At 31.6% G+C, this 16,573-nt stretch carries 16 protein-coding genes; 8 read left to right on the top strand and 8 right to left on the bottom strand.

Going from position 1 to position 16,573, the window contains the following annotated elements:
• Nucleotides 1-43: 43 nt before the first annotated feature.
• Both NAT50_RS04895 and yaaA read left to right on the top strand, forming a co-directional pair.
• Nucleotides 44-511 carry a hypothetical protein gene (locus tag NAT50_RS04895; RefSeq protein WP_250591994.1) on the top strand — a complete coding sequence of 156 codons (468 nt, stop codon included), beginning with the start codon at nt 44-46 and terminating at the stop codon, nt 509-511.
• A gap of 121 nt (nt 512-632) precedes the next feature.
• Nucleotides 633-1,391 (top strand): peroxide stress protein YaaA, encoded by a 759-nt coding sequence (yaaA, locus tag NAT50_RS04890; RefSeq protein ID WP_250591992.1) that lies wholly within the window; start codon nt 633-635, stop codon nt 1,389-1,391.
• A gap of 215 nt (nt 1,392-1,606) precedes the next feature.
• Here yaaA and NAT50_RS04885 read toward each other — a convergent pair whose 3' ends face one another.
• The 4 genes from NAT50_RS04885 to rho all read right to left on the bottom strand — a co-directional run bounded on the left by NAT50_RS04885 (nt 1,607) and on the right by rho (nt 7,764).
• On the bottom strand, nt 1,607-4,045 hold the full coding sequence (locus NAT50_RS04885) for a hypothetical protein (protein ID WP_250591991.1): 2,439 nt from the start codon (nt 4,043-4,045) through the stop codon (nt 1,607-1,609).
• A gap of 454 nt (nt 4,046-4,499) precedes the next feature.
• Complete coding sequence (locus NAT50_RS04880; protein WP_250591989.1) at nt 4,500-5,255, bottom strand: GLPGLI family protein; 756 nt, start codon at nt 5,253-5,255, stop codon at nt 4,500-4,502.
• A gap of 139 nt (nt 5,256-5,394) precedes the next feature.
• On the bottom strand, nt 5,395-5,532 hold the full coding sequence (locus tag NAT50_RS04875) for a dsRNA-binding motif domain-containing protein (RefSeq protein WP_250591987.1): 138 nt from the start codon (nt 5,530-5,532) through the stop codon (nt 5,395-5,397).
• A 537-nt stretch (nt 5,533-6,069) separates the two neighbouring features.
• A complete protein-coding gene (rho, locus tag NAT50_RS04870) occupies nt 6,070-7,764 on the bottom strand; it encodes a transcription termination factor Rho (RefSeq protein WP_250591985.1) in 1,695 nt (564 codons plus the stop codon).
• Between the two features lie 174 nt (nt 7,765-7,938).
• Here rho and NAT50_RS04865 point away from each other — a divergent pair, with 174 nt between their 5' ends.
• From NAT50_RS04865 to NAT50_RS12360, 4 genes are all read left to right on the top strand, one after another.
• On the top strand, nt 7,939-8,349 hold the full coding sequence (locus tag NAT50_RS04865) for a DUF4293 domain-containing protein (RefSeq protein ID WP_250591983.1): 411 nt from the start codon (nt 7,939-7,941) through the stop codon (nt 8,347-8,349).
• A 184-nt stretch (nt 8,350-8,533) separates the two neighbouring features.
• Nucleotides 8,534-9,202, top strand: a complete 669-nt coding sequence (locus NAT50_RS04860; protein WP_250591981.1) for a response regulator transcription factor — start codon at nt 8,534-8,536, stop codon at nt 9,200-9,202.
• 5 nt (nt 9,203-9,207) lie between these two features.
• Nucleotides 9,208-9,495 (top strand): hypothetical protein, encoded by a 288-nt coding sequence (locus NAT50_RS04855; protein ID WP_250591979.1) that lies wholly within the window; start codon nt 9,208-9,210, stop codon nt 9,493-9,495.
• A 5-nt stretch (nt 9,496-9,500) separates the two neighbouring features.
• Nucleotides 9,501-11,252, top strand: a complete 1,752-nt coding sequence (locus tag NAT50_RS12360) for a tetratricopeptide repeat-containing sensor histidine kinase (RefSeq protein WP_250591977.1) — start codon at nt 9,501-9,503, stop codon at nt 11,250-11,252.
• Here NAT50_RS12360 and NAT50_RS04845 read toward each other — a convergent pair whose 3' ends face one another.
• The gene (locus tag NAT50_RS04845) at nt 11,253-11,747 is read right to left on the bottom strand and encodes a metallophosphoesterase family protein (protein WP_250591975.1); all 495 of its coding nucleotides are present in this window, start codon (nt 11,745-11,747) and stop codon (nt 11,253-11,255) included.
• Nucleotides 11,748-11,791: 44 nt separating this feature from the next.
• Between NAT50_RS04845 and NAT50_RS04840 the strand changes: the two genes are divergently transcribed.
• Together NAT50_RS04840 and NAT50_RS04835 are read left to right on the top strand one after the other, a co-directional pair.
• Nucleotides 11,792-12,919, top strand: coding sequence for a cysteine desulfurase family protein (locus tag NAT50_RS04840; RefSeq protein ID WP_250591973.1), 1,128 nt, complete (start codon nt 11,792-11,794; stop codon nt 12,917-12,919).
• Nucleotides 12,919-13,791 (top strand): glycerophosphodiester phosphodiesterase family protein, encoded by an 873-nt coding sequence (locus tag NAT50_RS04835; RefSeq protein ID WP_250591972.1) that lies wholly within the window; start codon nt 12,919-12,921, stop codon nt 13,789-13,791. Before NAT50_RS04840 ends, NAT50_RS04835 begins: the two co-directional genes overlap by 1 nt.
• A gap of 110 nt (nt 13,792-13,901) precedes the next feature.
• Here the strand turns inward: NAT50_RS04835 and NAT50_RS04830 are convergent, their stop codons facing one another.
• From NAT50_RS04830 to NAT50_RS04820, 3 genes are read right to left on the bottom strand one after another with little or no spacing between them, the layout of a single operon-like run.
• Nucleotides 13,902-14,882, bottom strand: coding sequence for an MlaD family protein (locus tag NAT50_RS04830; protein ID WP_250591971.1), 981 nt, complete (start codon nt 14,880-14,882; stop codon nt 13,902-13,904).
• Between the two features lie 7 nt (nt 14,883-14,889).
• Nucleotides 14,890-15,621 carry an ABC transporter ATP-binding protein gene (locus NAT50_RS04825; protein ID WP_250591970.1) on the bottom strand — a complete coding sequence of 244 codons (732 nt, stop codon included), beginning with the start codon at nt 15,619-15,621 and terminating at the stop codon, nt 14,890-14,892.
• 1 nt (nt 15,622) lies between these two features.
• Complete coding sequence (locus NAT50_RS04820) at nt 15,623-16,408, bottom strand: MlaE family ABC transporter permease (protein ID WP_250591969.1); 786 nt, start codon at nt 16,406-16,408, stop codon at nt 15,623-15,625.
• Nucleotides 16,409-16,573 lie beyond the last annotated feature (165 nt).

The following is a 16,573-nucleotide window of genomic DNA, read 5'->3' as shown; positions in this document are numbered from 1 at the left end:
CAAAACATCCAATAAAAACGTTATTCTTAAAAATTCGTAACCCATGAAAAAGTTTCTCGTTTTTTTAGGAATTCTATTTTTAGTCAGTAATTGTAAAAGTAAAAAAATAGCTATTTCAGATACTGAAAACAGGATGATTGAAGTTAGTCCCAATGAAGTTGAAACATTCAAAAAAGATCGTGCCTACGCTCTTGGCTACCGATTATTAGATGCTTGTAATACCTCAAAATTCAAACCTTACACCAAAGAAGAAGCTACTGATCAAGTGATTCGGAACGCTACCCTTTCGAGAATTTCTGAAACTTGTAGAAAAATCAATTTTAGAAACGGACGGTTTTTGGGATTACAGTTAACTACTATTTCATTCAATAAAAACAGTAAAGAATATCTCTTCAAATATGCAATTGAATACGAAAAAAAATATTTCAAACGAGAATTAACCGTAGTTATTGATGATGATAATAAAGTTTCGGCTATTTACACAAAAGAACAAAAACCAAAACCTATGTAAGGAAATAGTGTCTTTTAAACACCATGCATCAAAATAATTTGTAACAGATTTTCATTTATCAGTGGGTTACTGAATTAATAAGGAGATTAATTATATTTGCTCTCAAATAGCGATTATACAAATGAAAATAGTGATATCACCGGCCAAATCGTTGGATTTTGAATCTCCATTACCTAACAAAAGATTTTCAACCCCATCTTTTCTAAAACAATCAAAAGAAATTGTTTCTGTTTTACAGAATTTGACTCCAAAGGATTTATCGGAATTAATGCATATTTCTGATAAGTTAGCGGAATTAAACTGGCAGCGAAATAAAAATTTTAAAACTCCTTTTAACCAAGAAAATGCTCGACCTGCCATTTACGCTTTCAATGGTGATGTTTACACGGGTCTAGATGCATATACTATACCGGAAGAAAAGCTAGATACTTTACAAGAAAAGCTACGTATTCTTTCAGGGCAATATGGAATTTTAAAACCATTAGATTTAATGCAGCCGTATCGTTTAGAAATGGGAACATCATTACCTATTGGAAATCACAAGAATTTATATGCTTTCTGGAAAGAGACCCTTACCGATGCATTAAACAAAGAATTAAAATCAGACGAGTTATTTCTTAATCTAGCCAGTAACGAATATTTTTCGGTTCTTGATACGAAAAAATTAAAGGTTCCTGTAATTACTCCTGAGTTTAAAGATTATAAGGACGGAAAATTAAAAGTGATCTCGTTTTTTGCCAAAAAAGCTCGTGGTTTGATGGTTCGCTATATTTTAGACCACAATGTTGAAACTCTAGAGGAACTAAAAGGATTCAATTATGAAGGTTATCTTTTTGATGCCAATCTTTCAAAAGGGAATACTTTGGTGTTTACGAGGTGATTGTTTTTAAATTTATAACTTTAGAATATTACTAATTATTTCAACTTGTGTTTTTATGTAGTGACTCTAATAGTTACTCTTCAGGTCGCGCTATCCTCTACATTTTTTTATAACCCCATGATAAATAGTTTCGAGGTTTTTTATTGATTAAAAATTCCTAATTAATAAATTATTGCTATTATGCAACTTCCTCTGAGTATTTATAATACAAAAACTTAAAAACTATAATTACAAGAAATTAATAAAGTTCGCGGCATAATATTACTTCCGTAAATACTGGTATAATAATCAGAGGTTTGTATTTCTATGAAATTTTCATTGTTTAAAAGGTTTTTACCTGCAAGACTAAAAGCAAATCTTTTATCCGATGGAGTATATTTTATTAAAAAATCTATAAAGGAGTATTTAGTTTTTTGATTGGTGGAATAGATATCGTAAACAGCGTTGGCGAACCACTTTTTATTAGGTTTGAATAATAGTTTGAAAGAATTATTATAATTTATGTTTTCAAAATTTTGGTTTTCGTTGTTAATAGTTAGTCTTAAATTGTATTTAAAAACATTTTCAAAGTTGAATTTACCATCGAAGGCTGATTTTAAGAATAGCTCATTAATTAAATTTTTACTTTTATTATCTCTAATTTCAGAATAATTTATGAAATTTTTATAATTGGAAATACTGTATAGTGTTTTAAAGCGAATGGTAGATTCCATGAAGGGTAAATATTTCTCAATCATAAAATTAAAACTACGATTGTTAAATTTTTCGTTTAAGAAGAAATATTCGATTTGTGTATTGTTTTGATCGATGTTAATATTAGAAAAAAAATCACCTTTATTATCTGAATAATTTATGCCAATATTAATTTGGAATTGATTTGATAAATCATAAAGATTGTAATTCGCATTATAAGTAGCTGTTTTTTGCAAAGCTAAACTAGGAGTGTTTTTAATTGTTGTTCTATTATTAATTAGAACTTCATTTGCATAAACAAAATTGTCAGCTTGCGGATTTATTTTTGAACTAAGACTAATGTTAAAACTAGAAATTCTGCTAAATTTATAATTTAAATTAATCTCTGGTTCTACAATAAAATCATTAACTCGCGACTGTTTTTTTAAATAACGATTGAGTAAAGATAGATTTAAAGTTGAAAATATTCGCCAGTTGCCCCAATCATAATCGAAGCTATTATTTAAAAATACTTTATTTTTCTCAAATACAACTGCATTAGTGCTAATGGGTATTGAAAGCGTTAAATCTTCCAATGATGAATTCAATGGATTGCTTGTATACTCTAAACCTAAGTTCATACTATATTTTGCGCGCTTTATTTTTCCAATGATACTACTTTGTAGGTCGAAAAATGTTTTTCTTGATTCTATGTCTTGGATGGCATTTACCGCAGCAGTATTTGATTCTTGCGGTGTAATTTTATACTGTTGATTTAGTACATCAAAGGTTTGATGAGTTGTTAATTGAAATGCTTTATTATCGGATATTCTTTTTGTATAAACGATTTTTGACTTTAAAAAAAAATCATCACTCAGTAAATTTGTATTATATGAAAGCGCTTTATTTTGAATTATTTTTGTTTTAGATTTTACTTTCTCTTTACTCACCATAACATCATAATCGATAGAAGAAGATTCTGATCCAAACGATTTTATATTAAAATCGGCTCGCAGTAACAACGGTTTTTTAATTGCATTGTTACTATCGCTAGTCGTAAAATTTTGGTCATCAACTGTATTGTTTGTCTCACTAAAGTTTAGTGAAGATATGGCATCTCTTACAAAGTATAGGTTAGACTTATAGCTGGTATTAGGGCTTTTTTTAAGCGAAATATTATAATTTGCAAATATGGAATTGTTTAAAACAGTTCGCTTATTATCAAGCATATTTAAAAAACTGAATTCAGGAATAATTTTATTGTTTTTGAATGTTTGGTTTTGCCCATCTTTTTTGCTTTGGAAATTTCCGAAGTAATCAAAAGGTGAGTAATTTAAAGCAATGTTATTGTAACTTAATGTTCCAAACGATTTTATTTTTGATGACACTGATAAAAAATTAGCATCAGAGTCGGTTGCAATTTTTTCTTGTTTAAAAGCGCCCAAAGACGAATTAACACTTCCTGAAACATCAATAATGTTTTTTTTGAGTTTCAAGTTTAAAGCTACTTTTCCATCTCTTTCCAAGCCTTTAAGTAATTTATTACTCGCAAAGTTTTCAATAGCTTGAACTTGATCAATCATGTTAACGTTTATGTTTTTGGTGCCAATTGTGTAGTTCCCACTAAATAAATCTTCTCCATCTAATTGAACAGTCTCCACTGACATACCTTTGTATTTTATTTCGCCAGTATTGTCATTGACTTCCATACCAGGTAATTTTTTTATAACATCTTGAATTTTTCTATCCGATCCATCTTTGTATGCAGCCACATTGAAATTTACAGTATCTTTTACTTCTGTATAAGATCTTCTTTTTGCGGAAATCTTGACTTCTTGAATGGCAATGACTTTGTCTTTTTTTAATAAAAAATCATAAACGTAAGTCTTACCTTTTTCTGGGTTTGAAATGGTAAAACTATCTTTTGAATAATTACTAACTGCTATTTCTACACAAATAGTTTTGTACTCTTTGGTGAGCAATATTTCGTAGTTTCCGTTTAGAGCAATAGTATACTCTTTAATACCTTTTGCTTTAATCGAATCTTTGATGATAATGCTGGCCGTTTCGATAATTTTGTTATCAATGGTAGTTATTTTTCCTTTTATTGTTTGCGCTGTTAAACCACTTAGGTTTAGTAATAATAACAACAAAAAGTATTTTTGTAATGGCATTTATTCAAAAACTATTAAAGATATGTCTAAATTGTTTAATATGATTTTATTAAGTTTTTTTATTTACAGCATTTTTGTTTTTTTAAATCCTTTTAAAATTTACTGCTCTATATTTAACTCCTAAAATGGTGTTGTCTTACATATCTATCACACTGATTATTTATTAAATCAGTAATTATAAAATTTCAATTTCAAACATCTTTTACAAAACACATTTTAAACTTAATTGTTGACAAGATGATAATGCAACAGATATACAATGCTATTTGAAAAGAGTTTTTGGAATGTCTAACATATCAATTGTCATTGTTGAATTAGCATCAGGTTTTTGCGATTTTTGATATTTAAATTTATTCTCTGTAATTCTTATGAAATCGTCTACAAAAACTTCTTTAGAAAGTATTTTCACGAATGGGAAATCAAAAAAAGACTTTTCGAAAGGAGGACAATTCTTTAGACTTGTAATTTCAAAATGATGAATACCATCATTAGTTTTTGCACTTAAAACTAAACCAGGAAGCCCTTTTAGTTTCCAAGGCCCATCACTAATTGGAATGTCATTCGTAAACCAAACTTCAAAAACTCTTTCCCCGAAGTCAAAAATAGCTTTTTGACAATTGTAATTAAAAACCGTTTTAAACTCATCTACAATTTTGATAATTGGTGTATTTTTTTCAAGTACTTTTACGTACTTATTATCTGCTGTTGAATATCTACAATAAATACTATCAGAGTTCATCTTTTTTAGTACAATTTTACCTATACTATCACCTGCTTGTTTCTTGAATTTAGAGTTCATAAATTCTAAAACCGTAGGATTAATATGCGTAAATATACTTTCAGTTTCTCCGTTAATTATACGTCTATAAACAAATTTAGAGTTTACACCATCTGTGTATAAATAACACTTGTTTATTGTACTTGATTCGTGATTACCCATTGTGTAATCATATTCTATCTTTAACTGAGCATAAAAATTAAAATTTAAAAATAAAAATAATAAATAAATACTTTTCATGATTATAATGTGCATTGTTTATAGGTTATAAATGGCATCACCTTTGTTTATTGTTTGAAACAAAATCGTTGTAAAAGGCCATTTAAAAGTTATTTAAATACAAAACAGAAATAAAATTCTGTTTTGTATTATGAAATTATTAATTGCAACTAATGTTAGCAATTGCTTTTTTCTCAGCTTCCTTGCAATCTGTAGCAGTACCCGTTCCTGTACAAGTATAACCATCAACTAATACAGTCACTGTAATAGTACAGGTGTCGACTGGAGGCAAAGTCATTTTAATTTTTTTTTAACTTCTCCATTATTTGCAAAAGCAATAGAGCTACCTGCAAACATAAGCAACCCAATAAATAATTGTTTCATTTTTTAATTTATTTTTTTCCTACTTTCAAGAATTTAGAGTCGCTTGTTTCGGAGTTCATTCACCACTTATTATTGCTATTCACAGTAATATTAAAAATTCAATTTTGACTGCATAAGATATAGTATCTTACCAATTAAATATTACGGTTTTTCCGTACATTTTGTTAAAATTTAGATTTTATAAACTTGATATAAAATCCAAAAAATAAAATATAAAATTTTGTAACTATTGCCCCTTGGTTATAGCGGTAGTCCCGAAAAAATCAAAGCTATTTTTATACGATCTATAGAGCGATTGAAGGAAGCTCCTTTAGTGGAAGAGAGAAAAAAGCTTTGATCAGGTAGGTTAAAGCGAAAAGCTGGAAAAGGTCATAAAAAAACCGCTTCATAATGAAACGGTTTATTACACATTTTTTTAAGATTTTGATATATCAAATGTTTATTAAAAAAACTAATCATTCATCGAGATGAGAAATTCTTCGTTGTTTCTGGTTTTCTTAATGCGGTCATTAATAAATTCCATCGCTTCAACCGAATTCATATCTGCCAAATATTTTCTCATAATCCACATGCGTTGAATTGTTTTTTCATCTAGTAACAAATCGTCTCGACGTGTACTTGAAGAAGTTAAATCAACCGCAGGGAAAATACGACGATTCGCAATCTTACGATCTAATTGTAATTCCATATTACCCGTTCCTTTGAATTCTTCAAAAATTACTTCATCCATTTTAGATCCAGTTTCGGTCAAGGCCGTTGCAATGATGCTCAAAGAACCTCCATTTTCAACATTACGAGCCGCACCAAAGAAACGTTTAGGTTTTTGTAATGCATTGGCATCAACACCACCACTTAATACTTTACCGGATGCAGGCTGAACAGTATTATAAGCACGTGCCAAACGAGTAATCGAATCTAATAAAATAACTACATCGTGTCCACATTCCACTAAGCGTTTTGCTTTTTCTAAAACAATATTGGCAATTTTCACATGTTCTTGTGGCTCTCTATCGAAAGTGGAAGCAATTACTTCAGCACGCACACTACGTTGCATATCGGTTACCTCTTCAGGTCGTTCATCTATTAAAAGTACAATCATGTACACCTCAGGGTGATTGGCAGCTATGGCATTGGCAATGTCCTTTAACAACATGGTTTTACCAGTTTTAGGTTGTGCCACTATCATACCACGTTGCCCCTTCCCGATAGGAGAAAACAAATCTATAATTCTAGTAGAAATCGAACTTCCTTTTTCGGCTAATTTGAACTTTTCTGTTGGAAAAACGGGTGTTAAATGGTCAAAAGAAACTCTATCGCGAACGACTTGAGGATCATGCCCGTTGATTTTTAATACTTTTACCAAAGGAAAATATTTTTCTCCTTCTTTAGGAGGTCTCACCACCCCTTTTACCGTATCTCCTGTTTTTAAACCGAACAAACGAATTTGAGATGTCGATAAATAGATATCGTCAGGCGACGCCAAGTAGTTATAATCTGAGGATCTTAAAAAACCGTAACCGTCCGGCATCATTTCTAATACACCTTCACTTTCTATGATTCCTTCAAATTCATAATCAGGTTCACGGAAATTAGTATTTTTCTTGTGCTTGTTGAATTTCGGGTTAGGATTGTTTGTTGGGGTTTCAACTTCTGGAGTTGAAATTTCTTCTGTTGCTACTACCGGCGAGGTTTCGGATTCTGATGCAACAACTGTTATTTCTGGGGAGGAATTTTCAACTTCCTTTGGAGTATTTTTAACTTTGTTCTTTTGAAAGCGATTATTTCTAGCTTCTTTGTGTCGTATTTCTACTTCTTTCTTTTCTATTACTTCTGCTTTCGATTCTTCAAAAAGTATTGCTTGTGGTTCTGCTATTTTTTCTTCTGAAGGTTTAGCTGTTTTAACTTCACCTGTTTTGGTGTCTTCTTTAACAATTCTAACTCTTTTGGTTTTAGGAGCTTCTGTCTTGTTTTCTTCTTTATTACTAGTCTCTGGGGCAATTTTATCAGGATTTGCCGCTTGGTAATCTAAAATTTGGTATACCAACTCATCCTTTTTTAAGGTTTTAAAGCTCTTGATTTTTGCAATTTTTGCAATTTCTTGGAGCTCAGAAAGCTTCATTTCTTTTAATACAGAAATATCAAACATATAAGGTTGTAAGATTTAATTATGGGATAAAATAAAAAAGAGATTTTTTGAATTCTATGTTCCGAAGTATGAAGTGCTTACGGATTTATAATGCAATAATACGAATTTTATTTTAGTAAACAATAGTTTTTTATGAAAAGATACCCTATTTTTGTTTCTCAATTTTTTGAAAAAATGATTCAACGAATACAAAGTGTTTATTTATTTTTTGCATTTCTAATGAGTGCTGTTTTACCTTTTGTTTTTCATTTATGGAAATTAGAAAACGGTCAGCTCTTTTATTTTATGGAATCGATAAGCTACACTATTCTTTTGGGGCTATCTTCTACTTTGGCTATTTTGAGCCTTTTGACTTATAAAAAAAGACAACAACAGTTTGTGATGAACAGACTGAATATGATATTAAACTTAATTTTACTAGGATTATTTGTGTATCGTACACTAAACCTACCTGGAGAAACTCCTGTTTCAGAGAAGGGTATTGGGATGTTCTTACCTATTTTATCTATCTTACTATTGGTCTTAGCCAATAGAGCCATCAAAAAGGATGAAGATCTCGTAAAATCTGTGGATCGATTACGATAAACCTATCATCTTAGTTTATTAGTGCGACGAAAGCTAACCTGAAATGGTTAGCTTTTTTGTTTTTAACTATTTTTGATTAACTTTAATAAGTATATCACCAAAATTGGTGATGTAAAATTCATTAAGTACGGGTATTTCAGATAAACTTTTATTCTCCTACTTTTGAAAAATCACTTAACAAATTATGGAAACTAAAATAAAAATACATCTTGCCGACGATCATCAGGTACTAATAGACGGATTATTGGCCGTTCTTAAAACAAATCCTCTTTTTGAAGTAGTGGGATTTTCACTTGATGGTGAAGGTTTGGTAGATAGAGTAGCAGAAAATGATGCGCATGTACTCATCATGGATATCAATATGCCGGAGAAAGACGGTATTCAGGTTTTAAGAGAATTTAGCGAAAAAGGATTTACGTGCAAAGTAATTATCTTATCGAGTTATGATGATCCTAAACTCATCAAAGAAGTTATAAAATTAGGAGCAAGTGGTTATTTAACCAAACAAAGCGCTGGAGAAAGTATTTTAGATGCTATTATGGCTGTATATGAAGGCAAACAATATTTTTCTTCTAATATTAAAGATAAAATATTTGATATTTTTACCGAAAACAACCATCGAGAAGCATTAAAAGCAGAAGATGCTATTGCTAATATCACCACTCGTGAACTAGAGATATTAGGATATATTTGTGAAGAAAAAAGCGGAAGAGATATAGGTGAATTGCTCAACATTAGTCCTAATACGGTAGAAACGCATCGTAAAAACCTAATGAAAAAATTAAAAGTAAAAAGTTCTGTCGGGCTTGTTTTATTTGCTACAAAACACAATTTAATCAATTTAAATCAATAAATATTATGTCAAATTATTCCTTATTAAGTGAGTACTCTTACACTAAGATTAACAATTCTCAATTCCAAATCACTTTTAAAATACCTGATAACTGTTTCTACAATTTAGTATGTGTTTCAGGAAAATACACCATCGAAATTAAATTAAATCCCGGAGAAACAACGCCTAGTACTGTTTTTATAGAGGAAACAGAAATAGTTAATATGATAAGTGACAGTTTAAACTTTAAATTTGAGCAATACGAATCTGCTAAAACTATTATAAAAAAACCATCAGGTATCTTAACCGACTAACAAAAGTGATCAAAAACCCTATCTACATAATTCTATTTCTTTATAACTTCTGTTTCGGTTTTCAAAACAAAAAAACCGAAACAGATTCTATAAGCTATTATAAGGAAAATAACGATCCTATCAAAGCAATTAATTTTGCTAACAAACAAGCAAATTCTTCTCTAAAAAAACGCAATTTTAAAAAATATTGTGATCTTAAATACGAACAAGCTCTACTCTATGAAAGTTTTAATGATGTAGAAAATGCTATCAAAATTTTATTCGAATCGCGAAAAATAGCTGAAAAAAATCATCTTTACGATAAATTGGTAGACATACACTGGAAAGTCGGAAACCTCTACACTACTTCTTTTGAATTTCAAAAGGCTCAAAGTCATTTGCACAAAGCAAAAAAGAATGCTGAAAAATTAAAAGACACTGTTTTACTCTCAAAAACTCATCAAGGCTTGTGCAGGTACCATGGTACAGTAGATTCAGATAGTTTAAAATATTATATTGACAAGGTCGCATTATACACTAAAAATTCTAAAGATCTCAAGGAAAAATCAAAAGCGTATGACAATTACGTTTTTTACTATAATAAACTAAAAAAATTCGATCTTGCTAAAGAATATGCTCAGAAATCTATCGAAACGGCGTTGCTAACAAAAGATCCTGTAGTAATCGCCACTGCAAAAGTCAACGCTGCCTTAATTGAAATGGAAGGAGAGCGTAATTACAAAAAAGCTATCGAAATTTACGAAAGTGTTCTAAAACTTTTTCCGAATAATGAGAACACAAAAATAGTAGCTTCTTGTTTTCTTAATGCCTCGTATGCATATGAAAAAATAGGGGATTATAAAAAAGCCTTAGAATATAGTAACAAGTATTTTGAACTATACGATTCTATGATTAATGGTAGGATTGAAAAAGCTACAAGGGAAATAGAAACCAAATACCAATTAGACAAAGCAGCGCTTATATTTAAAGAAAAAGAAAATATTATTGTTGAGAAACAAAAAAGAAATCAAAACATCTCTTTATTATTGGCATTTTTACTGTTGCTTTCCGGTTTGATTTTTTATTTTTATTACCAAAACTTAGTTCTTAAACAAAAAAACAAACTAAAAAATATAGACAACGATTTACAATTTAAGATCATTAGTGCTACCCTAGATGGACAGGATCAGGAGCGCAATAAAATTTCTCAGGTTTTACACGATAATGTTAGTGCTACTCTATCTTCGGTAGGTTTACATTTATCTGCGTTCGAAACCTCTTTGAGCAACGAACAAAGAGAAGATCTAAAAAAAACAAGATTGTTGTTAAAACAGGCTCATGATAAAGTAAGAGATTTGTCTCATGAATTAGTATCTCCTTTGTTGGTTAAGTTTGGATTACAATTTGCACTAAGTGATTTATGTGAAAAAAACTCTAATACACTGCTAAAAATCACGTATCATTCCTTGATTCCAAATTCTAAAAAATTTGATATTGAATTTGAAACCAAGATTTATTACATCGTTTCAGAACTTATTAATAACATTATCAAACACAGCCAAGCTACAGAAGCACAGCTGAATGTCTATGAAGAAAACGATTACTTTTGTTTTGTATTAAAAGACAACGGAAAAGGTTTTGAGAATGATTCTGTACATAAAACTGAAGGTTTTGGATTGACACAAATCAAAGCCCGTGTCAAAAATATGCAAGGTACAGTAGTCATCAAATCGAAAAAAGGAGAAGGAACCGCAATTATTATAAAAGTAAAAGAATAATTATTTTTTACCCAATTCTATAACTTCCAAATCTTTAATTTTATCTCCTTCTATTACAAATCGAAGCATGGTTCTTACCTGATGAAAACCACTTTTCCCACAAGCTCCAGGATTCATGTGCAAAAGATCTAAGGTTTTATCATACTGAACCTTTAAAATATGGGAATGTCCACAAATGAACAGTTTGGGAGGATTTAGTTTTAATTCTTCCCGAATATTCGGATTATATTTACCGGGATATCCTCCTATGTGTGTCATCCAAACCTGAACTCCTTCACAACTGAATCGATTATGCAACGGAAACATTATTCTTGCATCGGAACCATCAATATTGCCATAAACAGCTCTTAATGTTTTTTGCTTTTCTATGGCTTCCGTCACAGACAAATCACCAATATCACCGGCGTGCCAAACCTCGTCAGCCCAAGCGACATATTTCAAAATAACGTCATCAATATGACTGTGAGTATCGGATAAAAGTAGAATTTTTTTCAAGTAGAGATTTTTGCCAAAGATATAAAATTGCTACATTTGAGAATATGAAAAATATCTATTTAGACAACGCTTCCACTACCCCATTACGACCGGAAGTCATCGCCGAAATGACAAAAGTTTTAACAGAAAACTTTGGAAATCCTTCTTCCACTCATGCTTTCGGAAGAAGTTCTAAAACTCTAATCGAATTATCCCGAAAAAGCATTGCTAAAAACCTGAATTGCAGTGCTCAAGAAATCATTTTCACATCGTGTGGAACTGAGGCTAATAATTTTATCCTATTATCGTGCATTCGTGATTTAAAAGTGGAAAGAATTATTACCTCAAAAATTGAACATCATGCCGTATTGCATACGTTGGAAGTTTTTGAAAAACAATATAATATTCAACTTGATTTTGTTTCTATTTTAGAAGATGGCACCATAGATTATAACGATTTAGTCGAGTTGCTATCACAAAATAAAAAAACATTAGTGAGCTTGATGCATGTCAATAATGAAATCGGCACCGTTCTGAATTTGGAAAAAGTATCACAACTTTGCAAAAGCTATAACGCCTATTTCCATACCGATACGGTACAATCTATTGGTAAAACAGAAATCGACCTAACCCAATTGCCCATAGATTTTTTGGTAGCCAGTGCACATAAATTTCATGGTCCTAAAGGAATTGGATTTGCTTTTATCCGAAAAAACATTGTCCTACAACCATTACTTCTTGGCGGTGAACAAGAAAAAGGATTACGTGCCGGGACTGAAAGTATTCATAACATTGTGGGTATGGCAAAAGCCCTAGAAATGGCTGTAGAACATTTAGAAACTGAGCGAAATGAAATTATTGCTCTAAAAAATTACTTCGTGGAGCAATTATACCTTCATTTTCCCGAAGTTGTTTTTGCAGGAAAACCGGAGGATACTTTTTATAATGTAATTAATGTTATCCTACCTTTCGATGAAAGCAAAACCAGTATGCTTCTATTTCAATTAGATATGAACGGCGTAGCGGTTTCCAGAGGAAGTGCCTGCCAATCTGGAAGTGTTAAACCATCGCATGTTTTAGAGGCTTTTGTTTCTAAAGAATTACTTCAAAAACCGAATATTCGCGTTTCTTTTTCTCATTATAATACCAAAGAGGATGTTGATTATTTATTGGAAGTTTTAAAAAAGATATAATGAAATACTACTTTTTTCTGTTATTTCCTTTTCTGACATTTTCTCAGGAATTTGATATTCAAGGGCATAGAGGTTGTCGCGGATTACTTCCTGAAAATTCTATCGAAGCAATGATTAAAGCCATTGATTTAGGAGTCACTACTCTAGAAATGGATATTGTAATTTCTAAAGACCATCAGGTTCTATTATCGCACGAGCCTTTTCTTTCCCACGAAATCGCGTTGGATTTAAACAACAAAGAAATTACAGAAGAGGAAGAAAAACGCTTCAATTTGTATCAAATGAATTACGATGAAATTAAGCGTTACGATTGTGGAAGTAAAATTCATCCTCGTTTTTTAGAACAACAGAAAATACCGACTTACAAACCTTTATTGGCAGAAGTTATAGATACAGTAGAACGTTACCTTTCGTTGAAATATCCTGAAAGAAAATTATACTACAACATTGAAACGAAAACAACCGTGGAGGGAGACGATATTTTTCATCCCAAACCAGAACAGTTTGTCGATTTACTTGTTCGTGTCATCAAAGAAAAAAAGATAGAACACAAAGTCTATATCCAATCTTTCGATGTAAGAACATTACAATATTTACACCAAAAATATCCTGAATTTAAAACGGTTTTATTAGTCGAAAATACATGGAGTATTGACAAAAATTTAGACTTATTAGGATTCTATCCCGATGTTTACAGCCCAGAATTTGTGCTATTAAACAAAAAGAAAACATCCTATCTTCACAAAAAAAATATTAAGGTGATTCCTTGGACGGTCAATGAACAAAAAGATATGATTACGGTCTTGAGTTATGGTATTGATGGACTGATTACCGATTATCCGAATCGTTATTTTGAATTAGTAAAGAACTAAGCTCTAATAATCAGGCTTTACCTCTTTTAACGAGGCATCTCTGCATTATAAACCCAAAAGATATATTTAGGCAAATAATACCAATCTTATACTATTTGCCTGATTCTAAATTATTGTACCTGTTTTTTGGAAGCTTTTTGCTTTTCTTGTTTTTTGAAATAGCCTCTGAAGAAAATATTATGCTTTAACGCTTCTAAATTTTGATTTAGTCGAATACTAGCTTCATTAATATTGGTCATAGTAGAATCAACTTTTCGTACCAATTTAGGATCGTTAGACAAATAATTGATCACTCCTTTCCCTCCTTTTGCATTATCAATGGTTGTATTGAGGTTGTCGACCACCAAATCAATTTTTTTACTCGATTTTTGAAGATTAATCACAATATTTTTGATTTGGTTCGCCACCGCAGTATCATTAATTACCCCTACTACATTGTCCTTTTTATTGAGCGAATTAATTAATTTATTCAAGTTGGCTATCGACTCATTCGTTCCTTGGCTAGTCATTTTTAAATAATGCATCGTCTCTTTCAAATCATTAGCCATTTCACGATCGTACAACAAAGTACCAATTGTTCCTTTTCCTTCGGTAATTTCGTGCGTAATTTTAATTAAATCACTGGTTAACACCGCTGCATTTTCATTGGTAACATTCAATGTTTTCAACATATCTTCGGTTCTAGTACGACTGAAGGATTGTATTACATCTCCGGGTTCTACTGAAGGCGCCTCGCCACTACCAGGTATGATATTAATTAACATACTACCCACCAAACCATCAGAACTAATGGTTGCTATGGCGTTCTTTTTAATGTGTTTTAAAATATCACCTTGAATGACCATATCGACTTTGATAACAGTATCGTTTATCATCTCAATGTTTCTAACTGTTCCTACGTTAATCCCAGAATAACGCACATTGTTCCCCAACTGCAATCCATTTACATTGTTAAATACCGAACTCAAATGAACTGTATTGCCAAACATGTTTTGTTTATTTCCAATAAAATAAACTGCCGCAACAAAGACAGACAAACCAATTATGACAAAAATTCCTAGTTTTATTTTTTCAGCATTCGTTTTCTCCATAACACTACTATTTAAAAAAGGCTTTTACTTTAACATCTTCCGAATTCGAAAGGTCTTCAAAAGAACCTTCCGCGTAATTAATCCCGTCAACCAATAGAATCATTCGGTTGGCAATTACTCTGGCGCAATCTACATCGTGAGTGATAATAATTGAAGACGTTTTATATTTTTTCTGTACGTTTTGCATTAACAATATGATTTCCTTAGACGTTATCGGATCCAATCCTGTGGTTGGTTCGTCGTATAAAATAATCTTTGGCTTTAAAATTAATGTTCTTGCTAAAGCAATTCTTCGCTTCATCCCCCCAGAGAGTTCATTCGGCATCAAATCGACCGCGTGTTCTAATCCCACACTTTTTAATGCTTCCATGACTAAAGGAGTGGTATCTTCGATAACTCCGAACTTTTTGGTATGTCTTCGCAAAGGAAATTCTAAGTTTTCTCGAACCGACATCGAATCATAAAGGGCACTTCCCTGAAAAAGAAAACCGACTTCAGTTCTAATTTCATCCAATTCATCATCGTTCAATTTAGAGATATCTTTTCCCATCACTTCAATAGTACCACTATCCGGTTGCTCTAGACCAATGAGACATTTAATCATGACCGATTTACCGGAACCTGATTTGCCCATAACTACTAGATTTTCTCCTTCAAGTAATTCCATATTAAAACCATCCAAAACATGATTGGTTCCAAAACTTTTTCGAAGATCTTTTATAACAACTATAGGTTCCATCTTATAAATCATAAAATATATCGGTAACGAATACCGCTATAAAGTCAATCACAAACAACAACATTGAAGTATATACTACTGCCGAATTGGCGGCTAACCCTACTCCTGCAGTTCCCTTTTTACAATTATACCCTTTGTAACAGCCCACTAATCCTATGGCAAATCCAAAGAAAAACGATTTAATCGTCGCTGGAATGAGATCACTAAACTCTAAGGCATCAAATACTTGGTTAAAATACAATAGAAAAGAGACATTCCCTTTTAGGTTTTCCACTAAAAAAGAACCATAAATGGCAATCGCATCTCCTACAATGATAAGAATAGGTAACATGAACGTAGTAGCGAGAATTCGAGTCACCACAAGGTATTTATAAGGATTCGTGCCCGATACTTCCATAGCATCAATTTGCTCCGTTACTCTCATCGAACCCAATTCGGCACCAATCCCCGATCCGATTCTACCCGCACAAATCAAAGCCGTTATAATAGGGCCAATCTCTCTAATAATGGAAATACTAACCATGGAAGGCATCCAAGAAACCGCACCAAATTCCATTAAAGTAGGTCGGGATTGCAAAGTAAACACCAAACCGATGATAAAACCGGTCACGCCTACCAATAGAAGAGAACGATTCCCCATATTGTAGCATTGCCTTAAAAACTCGTTAAATTCAAAAGGTCGCTTTACGACTTCTTTAAAGAAACGTCCGGCGAAATAGGATATATCTCCTACTTCGATAAGAAAATTTTGAACAGCGTCAGTAAGAGTAGTGTAATATTTTTTCATGAAGCAACGCTTATTACCTCCAAATATAATGATTTTTAATAAGATGCAAGAAGATATTTACAAGACCTGTTGTGAAAAAACTGACGTACAGCAACTTTTGGTTTCGGCTTTGTTTTTGAACCTTTTTTAAAGAAAATTATATTACATTTTCTTCTATAATAGGCG

Source organism: Flavobacterium luminosum, from assembly GCF_023635005.1.
GTDB lineage: Bacteria > Bacteroidota > Bacteroidia > Flavobacteriales > Flavobacteriaceae > Flavobacterium > Flavobacterium luminosum.
The sequence above is the reverse complement of the archived record's forward strand: the minus strand, read 5'-3'. Positions and strand labels throughout refer to the sequence as shown.

What these genes read in the sequence shown, in the direction of transcription:
- NAT50_RS04895 (WP_250591994.1), top strand. Translation starts at nt 44, where the DNA reads ATGAAAAAGTTTCTCGTTTTTTTAGGAATTCTATTTTTAGTCAGTAAT.
- yaaA (WP_250591992.1), top strand. Translation starts at nt 633, where the DNA reads ATGAAAATAGTGATATCACCGGCCAAATCGTTGGATTTTGAATCTCCA.
- NAT50_RS04880 (WP_250591989.1), bottom strand. Translation starts at nt 5,255, where the DNA reads ATGAAAAGTATTTATTTATTATTTTTATTTTTAAATTTTAATTTTTAT.
- NAT50_RS04875 (WP_250591987.1), bottom strand. Translation starts at nt 5,532, where the DNA reads ATGACTTTGCCTCCAGTCGACACCTGTACTATTACAGTGACTGTATTA.
- rho (WP_250591985.1), bottom strand. Translation starts at nt 7,764, where the DNA reads ATGTTTGATATTTCTGTATTAAAAGAAATGAAGCTTTCTGAGCTCCAA.
- NAT50_RS04865 (WP_250591983.1), top strand. Translation starts at nt 7,939, where the DNA reads ATGATTCAACGAATACAAAGTGTTTATTTATTTTTTGCATTTCTAATG.
- NAT50_RS04860 (WP_250591981.1), top strand. Translation starts at nt 8,534, where the DNA reads ATGGAAACTAAAATAAAAATACATCTTGCCGACGATCATCAGGTACTA.
- NAT50_RS04855 (WP_250591979.1), top strand. Translation starts at nt 9,208, where the DNA reads ATGTCAAATTATTCCTTATTAAGTGAGTACTCTTACACTAAGATTAAC.
- NAT50_RS04840 (WP_250591973.1), top strand. Translation starts at nt 11,792, where the DNA reads ATGAAAAATATCTATTTAGACAACGCTTCCACTACCCCATTACGACCG.
- NAT50_RS04835 (WP_250591972.1), top strand. Translation starts at nt 12,919, where the DNA reads ATGAAATACTACTTTTTTCTGTTATTTCCTTTTCTGACATTTTCTCAG.
- NAT50_RS04830 (WP_250591971.1), bottom strand. Translation starts at nt 14,882, where the DNA reads ATGGAGAAAACGAATGCTGAAAAAATAAAACTAGGAATTTTTGTCATA.
- NAT50_RS04825 (WP_250591970.1), bottom strand. Translation starts at nt 15,621, where the DNA reads ATGGAACCTATAGTTGTTATAAAAGATCTTCGAAAAAGTTTTGGAACC.
- NAT50_RS04820 (WP_250591969.1), bottom strand. Translation starts at nt 16,408, where the DNA reads ATGAAAAAATATTACACTACTCTTACTGACGCTGTTCAAAATTTTCTT.